Below are 18344 nucleotides of genomic sequence, written 5' to 3'. Positions count from 1 at the left end.
GCCCGGCCATGGCGACGGGCGTTCGGACCTCAGTCGAGGTCGAGGAGCAAATTCGACACCTCGTGCGAGAAGGGAAGACCCGTCGCCAGGTAGTCGAGCAGACCGGGGTCTCGCAGTATGTGGTTTCCCGCGTGGTCCGCGAGACTCCCGGGCTCAAGTTCGCGATGAACGGCTCCGGGTCATCGGGCACACCGGAGGCAATGGCTAAGGCCCGGGGCGTGCAGAGCGAGTACGCGCGGAACCGTCGAGCGGCGATGTCCGACCGGATACTGGATGCCACGGAGAAGACCCTCGACCTACTGGAGAACACGACGGCTCCTCGGGAGCGTCAGTTCCTCTCGCAAGCGCTCCGGAACCACACGGCCGCGTACTCGGACCTGACGGCGCAGGATGCGAAGGCAGCGCCGGACATGCAGATGGTGGTGTCGATCTTCGACCGGTTCAACGCCAATGTGGAACTGGTGGTCGGCTCTATGGCTCCGACGCCACGCCCCGGCCTCATCCAGGACTGACGCTCCGCGCCTCTCCGTTGAATCGAGAAGGCCTGGCACCCCTCAGAGGGCGTCGGGCCTTCTCCATGTCCAGGAAGACCCCACCGAAGGCCAGAGCTATCCGTTCAGCGGCCTCCGCTTGAGGTGCTCAGCGAGCGCAGCCATGTCGGGGTAAATGTACGACAGCCGGTAGCCGAACCGAGACTCCATGACCTCGCGGATCTCCTGCTTGGCGGCGGCTTCGATTCGGAAACTGAAAGTCGGCGCGAAGTTCCGCGAGTTGTACATCGGCCTTCTGGTCGGTTTCAGCATCTTCGCGTAGATCGACGCAGAGGCGAGCAGATCCGCTCGACGCCAGTAGACGTTCCTCTCGACCGTGAAGTAGGACGCGAGCTTCTTGGACGTCATCGGCACCCCGTCGAGGACGAAAGCGGCGTTCTGCGCGGAGATTCGAGGGTCGTAAGCCGGAGGCACCCAGATGCGTCTGCGTGCGCCGGTTCCCCAGTCGAGCTTCTGGCGGCTCGCATTGTCCGTGAGCAGGTGCCAGAACGGGTCCCGTGCCGCGCCGAGATCATCGAGCTCTAGTGCCGAGTCGGGCGCAGGAGGCTTCCCGTCTTGCGCAACGGGGCGAGTGGCGAGAGCAAAGAGCCGCGCATCCTTGCCCTCTTCATCCTCATCGAACTCGACCGCGAACCATGCGCCGATATACGGGTTCTTCGTTACGTCGATCAGCCGAGTGGGACCCCCGGCGTGCTGGATGCGGGCGAAAGTTTCAAGGGCGGACATGTTGTCGAAACGCCAATCGCGGCGGGCAATGCTCAGGATCTCTCGCTCCGCCGCGACCATCTGATCCTCGTCAGGGTACGGCTGGGCCTTCTTCGGGCTCCGCTGGGGCGGCACGACCTTGTTGGTGTTCATCAGATGTCGGTAGAGATGGCTGTGCATCCCCCACTCGGCGTTCCGTACACCGCGCCATACGAGCGGCAGGTCGGGAGTCTTCGATATGAGCTTCGTGATCGCGGCGTGCAGGTCGTCGAAGCAGGTGATCACTTCTTCCGTCGACTGAAAGTAACTCTGGGGCGATTCCATGTGCGACGAATACGCACTCTCCGGCTCGTCCAAGACCGCGTAATCGCTCGAACGAGTGAGCGCAGGCGCTTCCGCCATGTATCGGAAGAGGGCGCTGATCGAATCGAATGATGGCATGAGGCTTGACGCGTACGTCTTCGAGAGCGAGTCGCCGATGCCGAGAAGATTCGTCTGCATGATCTTGAACACTTCTGAGCCCGAGAGAAGCGCTCCAATACCAGCGCTCAGACCCGCGAAACCCTCCATGTTCACGCCCTTGAAGCCAGTCCCCTCAAGGCCCACGCCTTTGAAGCCAGTCCCGTCCCCGAAGATCTTGAACGGCTCGATCTCGGCCCCAGCGGCGCGCTCATCGCTTTTGCCGTCGTCTTCGGGCTCGACCTCGTCGTCGTCTTCGGGCTCGACCTCGTCGTCTTCGTTCATGCGCTCACGCTAGCGCCTCTGCCAGACTCGTGTCATGGACGATCTGGAGCGTCAACGAAGACTCCGCCTGGAGCGGGATGCGTTGTCATTTGACACGCCTAATTGCCCCGCATGTCTGCGCCGTATGGAGCCCGCTGAAGTCAACCGTGAGCCGACCTGGCGCTGTAGCAAGTGTGATTAGGAGACGCCATGCCCGAAAGTGAAGCGCCGCTCGGAGGCGTCGTAAGCAGGATCGCATCTGTGCTTGGCTCCGGACTCGGAGCTACGGTCGGTGCGCAGGCCGGTGACCCCGTAACGGGAGCGATGGTCGGGGAGACACTCGCTCAACTCGGAGATGATTTCGTGCAGCGGGTGCTGAGCCCTAGGCAAGAGCACCGCGTCGCCACCGTACTCGACCTGGCTAGCGAACGCATTACCGAAGGTATCGCAGACGGCAACTGGATCCGTGATGACGGCTTCTTCGATGCCCCTCACCTGGACGCCACGGAGGTGTTCGAAGGGGTGCTGTTGGTGGCTCGCGACGAGAACGAAGCGAAGAAGCTCCCTTACCTGGCTAACCTCCTCGCTGACATCAGCTTCGACGAGAACGTCACTGTGGACATGGCGAACCTCGTCATTCGGGAGGCCGAAAGCATGTCTTGGCTCCAACTTTGTCTACTTGCAATTGTGTCGCGTCCCGATGACTTCCCGCTCCCCGAAGTTGAGACGGGGACGTTCGGGACTTCTTGGGGTGACTGGACCGTCTCTGACACGTTCCACAGCATGATCGCGCCCGAGGGTGCGTACATCTACCATCCGAAGAAGGAGACCGAGCACCTGGGGTTGGCGACCTATGACCTGATGATGAATCACTTGAAGCTCACCAATCGGGGAATGTTGCTCGCTGGAATGCTCAGGCTTGGCACTGTGCCCGCCACGGATTTGGAAAGCGTCCATCAGACGCTCGTCGATACTGCGCAGGCGCGCGCCAAACAAAACGTAGATACCAGGGATGAGAGCGAAACGGAGGATTAGCGCCGTCAGGTGAGCAGCCCGGCCTTGCGGCCCTCCTCGATCAGGTATGACACGAAAGCAGAGCAGGTGACGAGAACGTACTTAGCGAGCGCTTGGTCGGCGTCCGCGGCGTCGATGCCGCCATGCCTGATTCCGTCCTCGTCTGATGTCCATCCGTACATCTTGAGCCATGCGCCCTTGAGCGCGGGATGGATCGAGAGCCCCGCGTTTTCCAACTTCTTAAGCCCGGCGGCGAGGTCGTCGTTCGCGCCGGTCACCTTCTTGACGACTGCCTCCACGGCCGAGATCGACTCCTTGATCGAGTTGGGGTAGTCGGGCTTCTCCCGGTCGGCGAGCAGGCTGATCGCCCGTTCGAGGGCGTGCCGAGCTCCGGCGATTGAGGCCGCGTCCTCCGTAGCAGCCACAACCGCCTCGGCCTCGGCGGTCGAGTCGATGGGCGTTATCTCTTGCCCGATGAATCGAAAGCCCACGAGGAAATGCTCGAAGCGGTTGTTGAAGCCCTCGGTGAACGTCGCGACCAGATCGCGGGTCGAGTGAGTCTTATAACGCCCGAGGTAGCCGACCAACGCCTCGACCAAGTCGAGGACATCGAACCACTTTTCATTCAAGACGTAGATCTTGATGTGTTCCCATACTTGGCCGTGACTGCGCATCTCGTCGCGCGCCTGCTTGAACTCCCAGGTCCAAACGGCTTCGAGCACGTTGCTCTCAGTGGTATCAGAGCCGTATGTCTCGTCCCGGACATTTTGGAAAACTTGCTTGAGGATCACGATGGTGTTCCAGATCTCGGTGCGGGTGTCTCGGTCGAGGCTGTCGGACTGCACCAGCGTGCGCTCGGCACGATGCCCCATACGCTCAGCGAAAGATCCCATGCCCTCAGATTACTGGCGAGCGCAGACACCCGTTGTGGCGAGACCATCAACGGGATAAAGGGAGACGGGCGGCTCCTTGGTGAGCATTCCGCCGGAAAGGCCGCACGGTAAAATTGGTGGTGTCGATCCGGCGTGTACCCCGGCGTAGACCCTGAGGCCCCCGGCGGATTCGCTACCCGCATCGGGGGCCTCGCTCTGTAGGTGCATCACGTCGTGTAGTACCCCTGGATTGTGCCCTGTGGTACGCCCTGGTAAAATCCGGCCCAGAAATTGAAGAGCGACACCGGATCCGGGGCTAGCGAGCCCCGTTTCCGAGCAGAGGAGTGGTACACAATGCCTCTGCCGGTGAGCAAACCCTACTGACGCGCACCGTATCCCAACGAGGGTGGAAGACCCGCTGAAATCAGCGGGAGGATGAGGTTTCGACCTCAAGCATCCCCTCCCCACCGCCCCGGCGGTGGGTCTGGATACGGGGTGCGTTTTGTCGTTCTTGGCACCTCTCGTTCAGAGGGAGTGCCGACGTGGCAACTTCAACCACACACTGGGAAGCCGAGCAGCTTCCCGATGCTGATTTCGACTGGCTCTTGCGGACGCTGTTCGCCGAGCCCGCCGCCGACACCGGGGTGGTGGCGGCATGACCACCACGCACGCGCCGAGTACTCTGCACCGCTTCCTCCCAGGCAAGCCCGACGCCGAGACCGCGTTCTGGCTCACCGTGCTGGGCTCTGCCTTCGCGTTCGACATTGGCCTGGTAGTGCTCATCGCCCGAGTGGCAGGTGCCTGATGGTCAAGCTCGATTCAAAAGTCGTACAGCTGCTCGGAGGCCCTGACGAGACCGAAGTTGTCACCATCGCACTCGCATGGGCGGAGCGCGGGTGGGCAGTCTTCCCACTCCGCCCCAACGACAAGACCCCGGCTATCCCGAGAGCCCACAAGAAGGGCGTCAAGTGCGATGGTCAGTGCGGCAAGCTCGGCCACGGAGCGCGCGATGCCAGCCGGGACCCCGAGAAGATCCGCCGGATGTTCGCGGGTCGACCGAATGCCAACATCGGCGGCGCGACCCTCGGGCGCGTGGTGTTCGACTTCGACATCCACCACGGGGCCGAACGGCGCGACGTCTTCCCCGTGACACGCGAACACCTCAGCGGCCGCGGCAATGGCAACGTCCACCTGGTGTACCTCGTCGGAGGTGGCATTGCACAGCGGATCAAGTCAGGCACCCATGTCATTGGGGCCGGGGTGGATATCCGCGCTGGGGCTGGCTCCTACGTCGTCCTGCCGCCCTCGAACCACCCGGAGACCGGTAAGCCCTATACCGTCGCCGACGAAGCTATACCGGAGCACGCACTGACCGATGAAGACGTACGCGCGATCTGGTCGGCATACGACGTAGCGCTGCCCGGCGCGGCCTCTCCTGTGGCTTCCCATGACCTTCCGGTAGGCGGCGTGCGTCTCGGCGGCGAAAGCGCTGTCGAACTCCTCTCGAACCCGCCGGAACGAGGGAGCGGGCAGACCAACGACTGGCTGACGAAGGTCGCCGGGCACTACGCGCACCAGTACCGCGATCGACGTGACCTGTACGCGCTGCACGTCCGGCTCGCCGCCGCGATGGTCGATTCGAGCTACGAAGACACCGAGACCGTCTTGGAGTCGATCTGGGGAAGCGAGCAGGCAAAGCCCGTGCCGGCGGACGAGCGTCAGCAGCGGATCGCGGAGCGCGTCGAGGCGAAGTTGATCGAGCACGAGGCCAAGGCGCAGTTTGGGCGAGCGCTCGCGGAGCTCGACCCCGCCCCACCATTCGACCTCGGCACCCTCGAAGACGTGCTCGCCCGCCCGGAGCAGGAACAGTTCCGGATCGGCGGCCTGATGCTCGCGGACGGGTTCACCTCCATCGTCGCTCAGCGCAAGACCGGCAAGACGACCCTCAACCTGAACATGGCAGATGCGCTGCTGACCGGCCGCGACTTCCTCGGCCGGTTCCCCGTGACACCCGTCGACGGGACGGTGGCGATCCTCAATTACGAGGTGAGCGGTCACCAGCTCGGTCTCTGGGCCGACAAGGTGGGTGTTGATCGGAAACGCCTCATCCTGGTGAATCTTCGAGGTCGTCGTAATCCGCTCAGCCACGAACAGGACCGCGCCGATCTCGCCGCCAAGCTTCGCTCGTACGACGTCGAGTCGATCTTCATCGACCCGTTCAGCAGGGCCTTCTACGGCGAGTCCCAGCAGGACAACACGCAGGTGCAAGCGTTCCTGAACGATCTAGACGTGTTCGCCCGCGCGGAGGTCGGGGTGCGGGATGTCGTACTCAACGTTCACGCCGGGTGGAACGGGAATCGGTCGCGCGGTGCGTCCGCGCTTGAAGACCACCCCGACTCGATCATCTGGCTCCGCAAGAACGAGGACGACGGCGACAACGGACCCCGCTTCCTCTCCGCACTCGGCCGCGATGTCGACGTGGACGAAGACCAGCTCGGCTTCGACCACTCGACGCAGCGTCTCAACCTCACCGGTCTGGGGTCGCGGCAGCAGGCGAAGCGCGAGCAGAAGAGCAACGACCTCGAAGCTCCGATCCTCGCCGCAGTCCGTGAGGATCCTGGCGCGAACACGACCCAGATCGAGAAGCGCCTCCGAGGCCAGCAAACGCGCTTCCAGAACGGCGACGTAAACCGGGCACTCAAGGCAATGGACGAGGCCGGGATGATCCGCCGTGAGAAGGGTCAGTACGGGGCGATCCGGAACTACCCAGCAGCGGACACTCTCACGATGCCGAAAGAGGTGGGAAGCGATGACTTCTGAACAGATGTCCCCCGAATATCCCCCGCGCCAGGTCCCCGCAGGGTCCCCCGAGGTGCTTCGCCCCGTCATGACGCGGTTCCCCCAGTATCCCCCGGGGTCCCCCGCGGGTTCCCCCACCAATGTCCCCCGGGGTCTTTGTGGACCCGGGGGGACGGGGGACCCCACCGAGTCGTCATGCAGATGCGATCAGACGCAGCCGCCAAGCCTGACAACCTCGTACCGCTTTCCAGACCTCTCGCGCGTAAGGAGCGCTCTCTCATGAATGACAAGAAGAACACTGATCTGCCGGGCTGGCTGGTCGAGCACGTCGAGGAGGTCGCGGGCTGGGGTCCCGCCCCTGTGGCTCGCGGCTGCTGGGTGGTCGGGTGTCGGCGCGACGCCCACTTGCACGGTCTCTGCAAGACGCATCACACGCGGGCTCAGCGGGCGTGGAAGCCGCGTCCCTCGGATCTGTCGCGGTGGCGCGACGACTCGACAGGCCGCAAGTACGTGGGTGTCGGACCGGCGTCCGGCGAAGAAACCGGCCCCGAGAGGAGGGGCGAGTGATGTCGAAGCGTAAACGCACACCGACCGTGTGGGCCTTCACAGCCGCACTGATCGCCGCCTGGGTGGCATTCATCTTGACCGCAGTTCTGCACCACAACTAGACCCCCGGCGGCTGGCAGCGTCCCGCCCGGACGTCCGCGCCAGCCGCCGGGCTCAACAGAGGAGAAGAAACCATGAACGAAACCATCAACCCAGCCCGCGAACTCTACGAGCGCGCCGAGCGCGACTTCGACATCGAGGCCTGGGCCCAGCTCACCCCGGAACAGACTGAGCGGCACCGCAAGTTCGGCGCTCGTCGGCAGACCCACCGCGACGACCCTCTGCCCCAGGTGCCCTACGAGGAACGCACCGTCCGGCAGGTCATCTATACGTTCAGTCGGATCAACCCGGCGTGGGCAGCGGAGGTGCAGCAGCATCGCTCGCCGTACGCGCTCGCCCGGACGCTGGCATTCGTGGCCCACGAGCGCGGCTTCGGTCTCGGTGACGTGCTCGGGCGCGTGGAGGCGGACCGGCTGGAGAGCGCCCTCCTTGACTTCGTGGCGTTCTCGTTCGACGAGGACCCGCCCGCGCTGCACAACCTCACCCGCGAGCAGCGCGCGGTCTGGTTCGAGTGGTTCCAGCGAACAATGGCCCTCCCGGTCGAGGATCGGTGGCGCGAGCTCCCTCCCACCTTCGGGGGTGCTCAGTGAGTCTCGATCCGTTCGAGCCGGTGCCGATCGGCGATGACGCCCCGGCGCTGGCTCCCGGCCAGGAGTGGGTGATCCCCGCCGATCGGCCGCTCGACCGCCTAATCGTCCAGAGCATCCCTGACGATGCGCCGCCGCTGGTGCGGGAGGGGCTCGCGCGCCGTCGCATCCAGGCGATCGAGGGGGAGTGTCCGTGTGGTGGTCCGATGGTGTGGGCCGACCAGCTGGATGACGACCAGCTGGCGAGGGTGCGTGCGCTCGGTCTGCTCGACGGCCACACGGTACACGGAGTGCATTTCGGCGACTGCCCAGGCGGTGATCGGGTGTTGGTGCCCGCGCTCGCCGCCTGGCACGCGGAGAGTGACGCGTGAGGGTGCAGTCAGTTGGTCGTCGAGACCCACATCATGATGGCGAAGGCGGCACCGTGCACAAGGGCACCGATGAGAACGGGACGCCAGAAGCTACCCCACCAGTCGATCCCCCACGGCATGCCCCAGCCGGACGCGGACCAGGTGAGGTCTTGGTAGACGTGGATCATGACGTACCCAATCAGTACGACAGTGATGATCCCGGACGACCACCAGACCAGCTGATTCAGACCCTCGAAGTTATCCGGAGTGATGTTCGCGAGGCCGTCTGCACCTACGACCGCGCCGACGATCGCGCCTCCGACTATCTGCGCGAGCCATTGGGTCCCAAGTGCGAGCGCGATCGTCAGGAACGGGATAGTCCAGGTCATCCGCCGACGTTTACCCCGCCAACCTTCGGGCTCCGTTCGTGGCTTGTTTTCGCGGGGCACATGTCTCCTTGCGACGCATTTAGTCCTGATCCTAGTGAGCCCGGCTTCTCACTCGTACGTCCGCACGACTGGGAAGCGTGACGCGGGGTAAATCCCGGCCGCACCCGACGTGGTGCATTGTGCGGCGGAATCGGGGCGGGTTGGATCGCCCGCGATCCGCACTGACAGCAACGAACTCTGGAGATCTCATGGCATTGGACATCGGGACGCTGGTCGCCAAGCTCAAGGTGGACGACGGCGACTTCGACAAGAAGACCGACAGCTGGTCCACGAAGGGGGCAGCTATCGGATCCGCCTTCGGCAACGTGGCCGCCGACGCGATCGCCCAGGCCGCAGACATGCTGTCCGATTTCGTCGGTGATGCGGTCGCAGCCTCGGACGCCACCGACAAGTTCAAGCAGACCCTGGAGTTCGGCGGACTCAGCACCGCCAAGATCGACGCCCTGACCAAGAGCACCCAGGCATACGCCGACACCACGACCTACTCGCTCGGTGACATTCAGTCCATCACCGCGACCCTGGCCGCGAACGGCGTCAAGGACTACGACACCCTCGCGATGAGTCTCGGAAACCTGAACGCCGCCGCAGGTGGCAGCTCGGAGACCTTCGGTCGGGTGGGGTCCGTCCTGACCCAGACTGCGGGGGCGGGCAAGCTCACCACCGAGAACTGGAACCAGCTCACGGACGCCATTCCCGGGGCCTCGGGACGGCTGATGGACGCCCTGCTCCAGGCCGGTGCCTATACGGGCAACTTCCGGGAGGCGATGGAGAAGGGCGAGATCACCGCCGAGGAGTTCAACGCCGCGATCACCCAGCTGGGGACGGAGCCCATCGCCGTGGAGGCCGCGAAGTCCACCGAGACCTTCGAGGGGTCGGCAGGCAACCTCGCCGCGACCATCCAGGGGAAGCTGGTCGCCGCACTCGATCTGGTCAAGGGGCCGATTACCGAGGTCACCAACTTCCTGGCCGACCTCATCGCCAACTCCAACGTGTTCATCCCGATCGTCGCCGGGCTCGGCGCTGTCATCCTCGCCGCACTCGCCCCGGCGATCTGGGCCGCAGTCGTGGCGACGGCCGCGTGGACCGTGGCGCTGCTCGCCAACCCCGTCACCTGGATCGTGTTGGCTATCGGCGCGCTGGTCGCGGCGATCGTCTGGCTGATTATGAACTGGGATACGGCCGTCGCGTGGATCTCGGAGGTCTGGGGCGGGTTCATTGGCTGGATCACTGGCGTGATCGAGGGATTCGTCGCCTGGTGGAATTCGATCTGGGCATCGGTGGGTCAGTGGATCTCCGACGTCTGGAATGGCTTCATCGGCTGGATCCAGCGCGTGTGGTCGGGCTTCGTCGGTTGGCTGATGGGGATCGTCAACGGCATCGCTTCGTGGTGGAACGGACTGTGGTCCGCGATCGGCAACTTCATCCAGGCGGTGTGGTCGGGGTTTGTCGCCTATGTGCGAGGCATCTTCCAGGGGTGGGTCTCCTGGATCACAGGCGCACTGAACGGCTTCATCGGCTTCTGGTCGGGTATCTGGAACAACGTGAAGAACACGGCCGTCGCGATTTGGAATGGCACGATCGCGTGGTTCCAGTCGATCCCGGACAAGATCATGGCGGTCTTCACTGGGGCGGCGACGTGGCTGTACAACATCGGCCGTGACGTGGTGCAGGGGCTGTGGAACGGCCTCAAGTCGATCTGGGAGTCGGTCTCGGCGTGGTTCCAGGACACGTTCGGCGGAATCGTCGACACGGTAGCCGGGATCTTCGGCATCGCGTCGCCGTCGAGGGTCTTCCGCGAGTTCGGTATCTACATCGGCGAGGGCCTGATCGACGGCCTGGACCGCATGTCGGGCCCGGTCGAGGATGCGTTCGCCGACACCTTCCGCGTGCCTGAGATGGGCTTGGTCGGGGGCGGTGGCGGGATCGCCGTGGTGAACAACTACTCGAAGGAGATCACCTACGTGGCCGAACCGAATGCTTCGTTCAGCGCTCAGGAGGAGTTCTTCGCCGCGATGGGCTCGCCCAGGGTTCGGGACTGAGGTTTCTGATTCGTATGAGCATCCCTACTGCTGTTTCTCGTCCCGAAGCCTCTCCCGCGACTTCGGGAGCCCGTCCCCTCCTCCAGGCCGTCCAGGTGCCTCCGAGGTCACGGGAGACCCCACGGAGCGCCGCCGCTGAGGTGCGGAAGGCGGAGCGGGAGCTTGCTCTCGCGCTGGGTGTGACCGATGAGGCCGCGTGGGCGTACTCAGATCTGAACCACGCGCTGCTACTGGCAAACGAACGCGGCCAAGAGGTGCCGTGCCAAGGGCAGGGTGGCGGAGCGTGGACTTCGGAGGAATACGACGACCAGCAGGTTGCCGCCGACCGGTGCCTGGACTGCCCGGCCATGGCGCTGTGCGAGCGACACCGCAATGTAGCTCGACCGGCCGCCGGTACGTGGGCGGGCGTGACGAGCGACCCGGCGCGGAAACCGCGTGATTCCAGTCGGGCTCCACGGGTTCGACCTCCAGGCGATCGGCCCGATTGCCTGTGCGGTTGCGGCGACCGTCCGAGGCGCGCCCGGTACCTCCCGGGGCACGACAGCCAGCACCTCAGCGCGCTTCTCGATGCGGTGCGCTCGGGCTACATGTCGGCTGACGAGGCCGTCGCCGATCTCACGCATTCCGAGCGTCTACAGGCGAAGCTCATCCGCTACCTGGGCGGGCGGTAGTCCCCGTGCGAAGCAGAGATTGTGTGGGCGCATATGCGTACCTTTTGATGGGAGGTGAGGCAGATAAAAGCCCAGATCAGTCTGCAGATTGGAACTTCGTGATGACCCTTGGATGCACCCCCGACGTCCCCCACCCGGGCGAGTCATGCGTCGACGTCGACGTGACAATATGCGAGCCGGGCACCCATGTTGCGTTTGTCAGCTCGACCGATGAACACACGCGCCTCCGCGGGGGCGATACGGGCATCGTGCTTGGCGTGGACGACATGAACACGACGCACATCTCCTGGGACCCTGACGGCCACGTCCTCGGGCTCATTCCCGGCGTCGACGTGTGGCGTCCCCTGCACCCACGCTGGGACGGCGAGCATGCCCCGATGAGTGGAGATGCGGAGTGATCGCCGTCCAGACCAAGACCTGCCGTCGATGCCACCGCGACTTGCCCTCCAGCGCGTTCGCTCGGGTTCGGTCTGACCGGCCGTGGCTCCGGTCGAAGTGCAAGGACTGTGAAGCCGCGAGGAAGCGCAACAGCCGAAAGGAGGCTCGCCGTGGCGATGCCTGAACGTCTCACCCTCGACGAGTTCATCGTCGCGACAATGGTCTCCCAGGGGGCGATCGACCCCGGCCAGACGATCCGGAACTTCCGCGAGCTTCGGATGCACCTCGCCCGGGCGGCGGAACTGCACGACCCCGACCTCACCCTGGACGACGAGATCCCGGTCGCCCAGGCACTCGCGATCGTTCACGACGCAAACGACCTCGAAGGACTCTGCCATGACCGCTAAGCGCGCGTCCATACTGATCCGAGTCTCCACGGAGGACCAGGTGGACGGCAGCTCACTGGCAGACCAGGAACGGCTCTGCCGGTCGCTGATCGAAGCGCGAGGGTGGAACTTCACCGGACGGGTCTACGCCGACGAGGGCGTGTCGGGCACGGTCGAGAACCGCCCCGCACTCACCGAGGCACTACGCGATGCTGCCAAGGGTGAGTTCGAGGTGCTGGTGGCACTCAATATGACCCGCCTGTCCCGCAAGCTGCACATCAGCGCGAAGGTGATCGACGATCTGGCCGAGCTGGACGTCGCGTTCGTGTCAGTGCAGGAGTCGTTCATCGACACCACAACGTCGGCCGGTCGGGCAATGGCGGGTGTGTTCTCGTCGTTCGCTCAGATGGACCGCGATGCGATCGTGGAGAAGACCGCCAGAGGGCAGCGCGCCAAGGGCGAAGCGGGACTGTGGCCCGGCGGGCACCCGCCGTTCGGGTGGCGACTTGAGGGCCACAAGCGCACCGCACAGCCGATGCCGGACGAGCGGGAACGCCAGGTGCTCGCGGAGGCGTACCGACTGCTGGTGACGCAACGGCTGAACGCCTTCCAGGTCGCGGCGCGGCTCAACGACGCCGGGCTCAAGCCGCGCAAGGCCGACGCCTGGAACCCTGAGTCCCTGCGTCGGGTGCTTGCCAACGAGACCCTGGCCACCGGCATCCTCGTCTGGGGCGCTCCGTCGAGTGGGGGGCTCTACCCGAGGAGCCACAAGACAAAGGTCAAGCGCGACGGCACGCCCCGCTATGGCGAGCCGATCCGCATTGAGCTTCCGGAGCCCCCGTTCACCGCATCCCAGCACCGGGCGATCGTGCGGGCGCTGGCGAGCCGGTCAAACCGTGGCAAGGCGGCATCGCCGATCTCTCGACCGCTCACCGGTCAGGTGTTCGGCGCCTGCGGAATGCCGTACTACGGCGTGACGATCAAGGGCAAAGCCCCGGTGATGCGGTGCACAGGTCGGCGGCACCTGGCCGGGGAAGCGAAGTGCACCTGCCCGCAGGTGGCATGGGAGCCACTGGAGTCGCGCGTCTGGGCGGCGGTGGTCGGTTTCCTCTCGGACCCGGCACGGTTGGAGACCATGGCCCGCCAGTACCTCGAACTGCCCGCCGAGGTAGGCGACGGGGCGCAAGATGCCACACTGCTGGCGGCTGTCGAGCGGCAGATCGAGAAACTGGAACGCGCACAGGCAAACGCCGCCCGCGAGCTTCTGCTGGCCGACAACCCCGCCCCGATCCGCGAGGCGCTCGCGCAGGTCGAACGCGACCTAGAGGGGCTCAGGGAGCGCCGCGAGGGGTACCAGGCGCTGGCGTCGTCGGCGCAGGCGAAGGGTGAGGCGCTCCGGGACCTCGCGGCGTTGGCCGAGCGCGCACGCGGGAACCTGGACCGGCTCACCGAAGATCAGCGCCGCCAGGTGTACGAGATCCTCCGGGTCCGAGTCCAGATGACCGGCAGCATCAAGGCCGACGCCCACCGTGTGGCGCATCCTGAGGGTCTGTCCGTGTCGGGCGTCCTCGACCCGCGCCTATGGGGCGAGGAGGGGCGCGGTGGCGGTTCGGGTGGCGGAAACGGCGACTCGGGTCCCCGTCCGATGCCGAGCTTCCCGACCCCGAGTAACTCGCAAGTGTCGGACGATGGCCGCGGTCGCCTTCGCCGGTCTGCTCGTGGCGATCATGCGCTCGGACGAGGTGCGGGGAATCCTCACCGGCCTCGTCCGTCGAGCCCTGACCGTCTCATGACGGGCGGCGTACCCGATGCCGATGCGACCCCGGCACACCGGCGGTGGCGGGGGGACCGTGGCGCCGTCGCGGCGGAGCTCGCCCTGGCGCTGCCGGCCATCGTGCTGGTGCTGCTGCTCGGGGCGGGTGCTCTCGTTGCGGCGTCGAGGCAGGTCGCGCTGCAGGATGCGGCCGCCGACGCCGCGCGACTGCTCGGCCGCGGCGAGGACCCGGCGGCGGCAGCCCGGGTCGTCCACGAGGCGATCCCGGGCGCCGGTGCCGCGTTCGCCCCTGCGGGCGACCTCGTGTGCGCCACGGCGACGCTCCGGGTCTCCCTCGGAGCGGTCATCAGCGTCCCGCTGCGCGCCTCGAGCTGTGCGCTGGACGGGGGCCGATGATGGCCGGTTCGGCGCTGGCGGCCGCGCTCCTCGTGGTGAGCGCCACGCTGTCCGTCGGTCTTGCGGCGGTGGGCGGTGCGGCGGTCACAGCACAGCGTGCGGCGGGCGCCGCCGACGCCGCCGCGCTCGCCGCCGCGGACGCCGCGAGCGGCGCGGTGCCGACGGCCGACGAGCCTTGTGCGTTGGCCGCCAGGGTCGCCGCGGCGGGCGGGGCGGCCCTGATGAGCTGTTCGCTGGAAGGGTATGTGGCGACCGTGTCCGTGGAGGCGGCGTACGCTGGACTCGCTGCCGTCTCCCGCGCTCGTGCCGGGCCACCCGAGGAACCATGACGGCGGCTCTACCCCTCGCCCGCTGTGAACGACCCCTGATAGCGGTGTGTATGGTGTGCTTCGAAGAAAGGACGCCCCTTGGCTGAAGGCAAGAAGCTCGTCATCGTCGAGTCCCCGACGAAGATGCGGTCTATTCAGGGATACCTCGGCGACGGCTACGAGGTGCTCAGCTCCGTCGGGCACATCCGCGATCTCGCCGACAAGAAGGACATCCCGGCCGAGGACAAGAAGGCGTACGGCAAGTACTCCATCGACATCGACAACGGTTTCGACCCCTACTACGTGGTCTCGGACCGCAAGACCAAGACGGTCGCCGAGCTCAAGCGCGCGCTCAAGCACGCCGATGAGGTCCTGCTCGCCACTGATGAGGACCGCGAGGGCGAGGCGATCGCCTGGCACCTGCTGGAGACGCTCAAGCCCAAGGTGCCGGTCAAGCGCATGGTCTTCCACGAGATCACCAAGGACGCGATCCAGGCCGCCGTCGGCAACACCCGTGAACTCGACCACGCCCTCGTCGACGCGCAGGAGACCCGGCGCATCCTCGACCGCCTCTACGGGTGGGATGTCTCGCCCGTGCTCTGGTACAAGGTCAAGACCGGGATCTCGGCCGGCCGGGTGCAGTCCGCCGCGACCCGCCTGATCGTCGACCGCGAGCGTGAGCGCATGGCGTTCGTCTCTGCGGAGTACTGGGACGTCGATGCCGACGCGGCCGCGACCGGCACGTCCTTCCGCATCCGCCTGGTGCGCGTGGACGGCGGCCAGCTCGCCCGAGGCTCCGACTTCGACGACACCGGGAAGCTCAAGAAGGCGGTCGTGGTCCTCGACGAGGCGAAGGCGGCAGCCCTTGCGCGCGCCGTCGACGCCGCAGGGGCGGGAACCGTCACCAAGGTCGAGGCCAAGCCGGGAACCCGCAGCCCCTACGCGCCCTTCACGACCTCCACCATGCAGCAGGAGGCGGGCCGCAAACTCTCGATGAGCGCGAAGCAGGCGATGAGCGTCGCCCAGCGCCTCTACGAGAAGGGGTACATCACCTATATGCGTACCGACTCCACGGCGCTGAGCACCCAGGCGGTGCAGGCGGCCCGGAGTCAGGCCGTGGCTCTCTACGGCGACAACGCGGTGCCCCTCAAGCCGCGCGTCTACAAGTCGAAGAGCAAGAACGCGCAGGAGGCGCACGAGGCGATCCGCCCCTCGGGGGAGAACTTCCGCACGCCGTCCTCGCTGTCCGGCGAGCTCGACCGCGAGGAGCAGCGGCTGTACGACCTGATCTGGAAGCGCACCGTCGCGAGCCAGATGTCGGACGCCAAGTACGAGACGACGACCGTCACCATCGCGGTCGAGGCGGACGGCCAGACGGCGGAGTTCACCGCCTCCGGTACGGTCTACACGTTCAAGGGCTTCCTCGAGGCCTACGAAGAGGGCCGCGACGAGAAGCGCAGCGATGCCGACGCCGCGGAGAACCAGTCCCTTCCCGCAGTCTCCGTCGGCGATGAGCTGGCGGTGTCCGCCGCGGAGGCGAAGGGGCACCGCACCACGCCGAAGCCGCGCTACACCGAGGCCTCGCTGGTGAAGGTGCTCGAGGAGAAGGGCATCGGCCGTCCGTCGACCTTCGCCACGATCCCGGAGACCATCCTCGATCGCGGGTATGCGGTCAAGCGCGGACAGGCCCTCGTTCCGACGTGGCTCGCGTTCAGCGTGGTGCGTCTGCTCGAAGAGCACTTCGCCGAGCTCGTCGACTACGACTTCACCGCGGCGCTCGAGGACGACCTCGACACCATCGCACGCGGCGAGCAGAACCGCGTGGAATGGCTGAAGTCGTTCTACTTCGGCTCAGACTCGCACGTGGGTCTTCGCCAGGTCGTCGACAACCTCGGGGAGATCGACGCCCGGGCGCTGAACTCGACGCGGATCACCGACACCGCGACCCTCCGGTTCGGCAAGTATGGCCCCTACCTCGAGGTGACGGACCCGAAGGATCCGGAGGCCAAGCCGCGGATCGTCAACGTCCCCGAAGATCTCGCGCCTGACGAGCTCACGGCGGAGAAGGCCCAGGAGCTGATCGATGCGCCGGTCGCCGGCGACCGCGTCCTCGGGGTGAACCCGGAGAACGGCAAGGTCGTCGTCGTCAAGGACGGACGCTTCGGTCCCTACGTGCAGGAGAACGATCCGGTCTCTGACGATGCCGCCGTCGACGAGGCCACCGGTGAGGTCGTCGACCTTCGGCAGGCTCAGGCACCCAGCGCGAAGGGGAAGCGCGGCGCGAAGAAGGAAGCGGCGCCCAAGCCCCGCACCGCCTCGCTGTTCCGCTCGATGTCGGTGGACACGATCGATCTCGACACCGCGCTGCAGCTGCTGAGCCTGCCGCGCGTGGTCGGCGTCGACCCGGAGACGGGGGACGAGATCACCGCGCAGAACGGCCGCTTCGGTCCCTACCTGAAGAAGGGCGCCGACTCCCGGTCGCTGGAGAGCGAGTCGCAGATCTTCGACGTCACGCTGGAACAGGCGCTGGAGATCTACCAGCAGCCCAAGTACGGCGCCCGGCGGGCGTCGAGCGCGCTGGCCGAGTTCGAGGCCGACCCGGTGAGCGGTAAGCCCATCCGCGTGCGCGACGGCCGCTTCGGACCGTACGTCACCGACGGCGAGACGAACGTCACCATCCCGCGCGGACAGACCCCGGACGACATCACGTTCGAGATCGCCGTGCAGATGCTCGCGGACAAGCGCGCGAAGGGTCCGGCGCCCAAGCGCGGAGCGGCGAAGAAGGCTCCGGCCAAGAAGGCTCCCGCCAAGAAGGCACCGGCCAAGAAGGCCCCGACGAAGGCCTCCACCGCGAAGAAGTCCACGGCGGCGAAGACGTCGACCACCTCGGCGGCCCGCTCGGCGGCGGCCAAGAAGGCGGCGGCGACCCGGGCCGCGAACGCGGCGGCGAAGGCCGCAGAGAAGGCGGACTCGTGACCGCAGGCCCGGGCCTCTGGGTCACGCTGGAGGGCGGGGACGGGTCCGGGAAGACCACCCAGTCGAACCTCCTGGCCACGTGGCTGGAGCAGAGCGGTCGGACGGTCGTGCGCACCCGGGAGCCGGGTGGTTCCGAGGTCGGGCAGCTCATCCGCGACATCGTGCTCCACCATCGCGGCGACATCGCCCCGCGTGCGGAGGCGCTGCTCTACGCCGCTGACCGTGCACACCACGTCGCCACGGTCGTCCGACCCGCGCTCGCTCGCGGCGAGATCGTGCTGCAGGACCGCTACCTCGACTCCTCGGTGGCATATCAAGGCGCCGGACGCGTCCTCGACGCCACGGAGATCCGCGATCTGTCGCTGTGGGCCGCGGAAGGGGCTCTTCCGGACCTCACCGTGCTCCTCGATCTCGATCCGGCCACGGCGCGCACGCGCCTCGACTCGGCCGACAAGCCGTTCGACCGGCTGGAGGCCGAGAAGGAGGCCTTCCACGCCCGTGTGCGCGACGCCTATCTCGAACTGGCCCGCGCGGAGCCCGCTCGGTTCCTCGTGATCGACGCTGCGGCGTCGCCCGAGCACATCGCTGATCGCATCCGCGCCCGCGTCTCCGCACTGTTCGACTGATCCTCCACAGAGAAGGCCTCGTCCGACGGGATGCCCGGTCCACCGGCGGGTGGTGGGAGCGTCGGCGGTCGCGA

17 protein-coding genes and 2 pseudogenes are annotated in these 18344 nt (G+C 66.3%); 16 read left to right on the top strand and 3 right to left on the bottom strand.

The window, feature by feature from the left end; all coding sequences use genetic code 11:
- Positions 1-8: 8 nt before the first annotated feature.
- The gene (locus BLU02_RS05965; protein ID WP_060921869.1) at positions 9-512 is read left to right on the top strand and encodes a hypothetical protein; all 504 of its coding nucleotides are present in this window, start codon (positions 9-11) and stop codon (positions 510-512) included.
- A 96-nt stretch (positions 513-608) separates the two neighbouring features.
- Here BLU02_RS05965 and BLU02_RS05960 read toward each other — a convergent pair whose 3' ends face one another.
- Positions 609-2000 carry an FRG domain-containing protein gene (locus BLU02_RS05960; RefSeq protein ID WP_060921868.1) on the bottom strand — a complete coding sequence of 464 codons (1392 nt, stop codon included), beginning with the start codon at positions 1998-2000 and terminating at the stop codon, positions 609-611.
- A gap of 189 nt (positions 2001-2189) precedes the next feature.
- On the opposite strand from BLU02_RS05960, the gene BLU02_RS05955 reads away from it, so the two are divergent.
- Positions 2190-3014, top strand: coding sequence for a hypothetical protein (locus BLU02_RS05955; RefSeq protein WP_157547020.1), 825 nt, complete (start codon positions 2190-2192; stop codon positions 3012-3014).
- A 5-nt stretch (positions 3015-3019) separates the two neighbouring features.
- Here BLU02_RS05955 and BLU02_RS05950 read toward each other — a convergent pair whose 3' ends face one another.
- Positions 3020-3886, bottom strand: coding sequence for an AbiJ-NTD4 domain-containing protein (locus BLU02_RS05950; protein WP_060921866.1), 867 nt, complete (start codon positions 3884-3886; stop codon positions 3020-3022).
- A 634-nt stretch (positions 3887-4520) separates the two neighbouring features.
- Here BLU02_RS05950 and BLU02_RS17555 point away from each other — a divergent pair.
- The 5 genes from BLU02_RS17555 to BLU02_RS05930 all read left to right on the top strand — a co-directional run bounded on the left by BLU02_RS17555 (position 4521) and on the right by BLU02_RS05930 (position 8288).
- Positions 4521-4670 carry a hypothetical protein gene (locus BLU02_RS17555; protein ID WP_167627834.1) on the top strand — a complete coding sequence of 50 codons (150 nt, stop codon included), beginning with the start codon at positions 4521-4523 and terminating at the stop codon, positions 4668-4670.
- A complete protein-coding gene (locus BLU02_RS05945) occupies positions 4670-6685 on the top strand; it encodes an AAA family ATPase (protein ID WP_167627833.1) in 2016 nt (671 codons plus the stop codon). Before BLU02_RS17555 ends, BLU02_RS05945 begins: the two co-directional genes overlap by 1 nt.
- Positions 6686-6943: 258 nt before the next feature.
- The gene (locus BLU02_RS05940) at positions 6944-7231 is read left to right on the top strand and encodes a hypothetical protein (protein WP_060921863.1); all 288 of its coding nucleotides are present in this window, start codon (positions 6944-6946) and stop codon (positions 7229-7231) included.
- A gap of 173 nt (positions 7232-7404) precedes the next feature.
- Entirely contained in the window at positions 7405-7920 is a 516-nt protein-coding gene (locus BLU02_RS05935) for a hypothetical protein (RefSeq protein WP_060921862.1), read from the top strand.
- Positions 7917-8288 (top strand): hypothetical protein, encoded by a 372-nt coding sequence (locus BLU02_RS05930; RefSeq protein ID WP_060921861.1) that lies wholly within the window; start codon positions 7917-7919, stop codon positions 8286-8288. The genes BLU02_RS05935 and BLU02_RS05930 overlap by 4 nt, the downstream gene beginning before the upstream one ends.
- Positions 8289-8296: 8 nt before the next feature.
- Here BLU02_RS05930 and BLU02_RS05925 read toward each other — a convergent pair whose 3' ends face one another.
- The gene (locus BLU02_RS05925; protein ID WP_060921860.1) at positions 8297-8656 is read right to left on the bottom strand and encodes a hypothetical protein; all 360 of its coding nucleotides are present in this window, start codon (positions 8654-8656) and stop codon (positions 8297-8299) included.
- Between the two features lie 248 nt (positions 8657-8904).
- On the opposite strand from BLU02_RS05925, the gene BLU02_RS05920 reads away from it, so the two are divergent.
- The 9 genes and pseudogenes from BLU02_RS05920 to tmk all read left to right on the top strand — a co-directional run bounded on the left by BLU02_RS05920 (position 8905) and on the right by tmk (position 18270).
- A complete protein-coding gene (locus tag BLU02_RS05920; RefSeq protein WP_060921859.1) occupies positions 8905-10755 on the top strand; it encodes a tape measure protein in 1851 nt (616 codons plus the stop codon).
- 718 nt (positions 10756-11473) lie between these two features.
- A complete protein-coding gene (locus BLU02_RS05915) occupies positions 11474-11824 on the top strand; it encodes a DUF4314 domain-containing protein (protein ID WP_306304908.1) in 351 nt (116 codons plus the stop codon).
- A gap of 156 nt (positions 11825-11980) precedes the next feature.
- Complete coding sequence (locus BLU02_RS05910) at positions 11981-12211, top strand: hypothetical protein (protein WP_231919671.1); 231 nt, start codon at positions 11981-11983, stop codon at positions 12209-12211.
- A pseudogene (locus BLU02_RS17750) lies at positions 12201-13277 on the top strand (recombinase family protein); the annotation flags it as partial. The gene BLU02_RS05910 and the pseudogene BLU02_RS17750, both read left to right, overlap by 11 nt.
- A 598-nt stretch (positions 13278-13875) precedes the next feature.
- Positions 13876-13983 (top strand): annotated as a pseudogene (locus BLU02_RS05900) (DUF4244 domain-containing protein); the annotation flags it as partial.
- Positions 13980-14360, top strand: coding sequence for a TadE family type IV pilus minor pilin (locus BLU02_RS05895; protein ID WP_231919670.1), 381 nt, complete (start codon positions 13980-13982; stop codon positions 14358-14360). The pseudogene BLU02_RS05900 and the gene BLU02_RS05895, both read left to right, overlap by 4 nt.
- Positions 14357-14689, top strand: coding sequence for an Rv3654c family TadE-like protein (locus tag BLU02_RS05890; RefSeq protein WP_306663911.1), 333 nt, complete (start codon positions 14357-14359; stop codon positions 14687-14689). Before BLU02_RS05895 ends, BLU02_RS05890 begins: the two co-directional genes overlap by 4 nt.
- A gap of 78 nt (positions 14690-14767) precedes the next feature.
- Entirely contained in the window at positions 14768-17644 is a 2877-nt protein-coding gene (topA, locus tag BLU02_RS05885) for a type I DNA topoisomerase (protein ID WP_060923001.1), read from the top strand.
- Positions 17641-18270: a dTMP kinase gene (gene tmk, locus BLU02_RS05880; protein ID WP_060923000.1), complete on the top strand. Its 630-nt coding sequence runs from the start codon at positions 17641-17643 to the stop codon at positions 18268-18270. Before topA ends, tmk begins: the two co-directional genes overlap by 4 nt.
- Positions 18271-18344: the final 74 nt, after the last annotated feature.

This window comes from Microbacterium paraoxydans (genome assembly GCF_900105335.1).
In the GTDB taxonomy this organism is placed as follows: Bacteria; Actinomycetota; Actinomycetes; order Actinomycetales; family Microbacteriaceae; genus Microbacterium; species Microbacterium paraoxydans.
Note: the sequence above shows the minus strand (reverse complement) of the source record. Positions and strands in the feature narration are given on the sequence as shown.

Coding starts and splice junctions, on each gene's coding strand:
- BLU02_RS05965 (WP_060921869.1), top strand. CDS start 9: ATGGCGACGGGCGTTCGGACCTCAGTCGAGGTCGAGGAGCAAATTCGA.
- BLU02_RS05960 (WP_060921868.1), bottom strand. CDS start 2,000: ATGAACGAAGACGACGAGGTCGAGCCCGAAGACGACGACGAGGTCGAG.
- BLU02_RS05955 (WP_157547020.1), top strand. CDS start 2,190: ATGCCCGAAAGTGAAGCGCCGCTCGGAGGCGTCGTAAGCAGGATCGCA.
- BLU02_RS05950 (WP_060921866.1), bottom strand. CDS start 3,886: ATGGGATCTTTCGCTGAGCGTATGGGGCATCGTGCCGAGCGCACGCTG.
- BLU02_RS17555 (WP_167627834.1), top strand. CDS start 4,521: ATGACCACCACGCACGCGCCGAGTACTCTGCACCGCTTCCTCCCAGGC.
- BLU02_RS05945 (WP_167627833.1), top strand. CDS start 4,670: ATGGTCAAGCTCGATTCAAAAGTCGTACAGCTGCTCGGAGGCCCTGAC.
- BLU02_RS05940 (WP_060921863.1), top strand. CDS start 6,944: ATGAATGACAAGAAGAACACTGATCTGCCGGGCTGGCTGGTCGAGCAC.
- BLU02_RS05935 (WP_060921862.1), top strand. CDS start 7,405: ATGAACGAAACCATCAACCCAGCCCGCGAACTCTACGAGCGCGCCGAG.
- BLU02_RS05925 (WP_060921860.1), bottom strand. CDS start 8,656: ATGACCTGGACTATCCCGTTCCTGACGATCGCGCTCGCACTTGGGACC.
- BLU02_RS05920 (WP_060921859.1), top strand. CDS start 8,905: ATGGCATTGGACATCGGGACGCTGGTCGCCAAGCTCAAGGTGGACGAC.
- BLU02_RS05915 (WP_306304908.1), top strand. CDS start 11,474: ATGGGAGGTGAGGCAGATAAAAGCCCAGATCAGTCTGCAGATTGGAAC.
- BLU02_RS05910 (WP_231919671.1), top strand. CDS start 11,981: ATGCCTGAACGTCTCACCCTCGACGAGTTCATCGTCGCGACAATGGTC.
- BLU02_RS05895 (WP_231919670.1), top strand. CDS start 13,980: ATGACGGGCGGCGTACCCGATGCCGATGCGACCCCGGCACACCGGCGG.
- BLU02_RS05890 (WP_306663911.1), top strand. CDS start 14,357: ATGATGGCCGGTTCGGCGCTGGCGGCCGCGCTCCTCGTGGTGAGCGCC.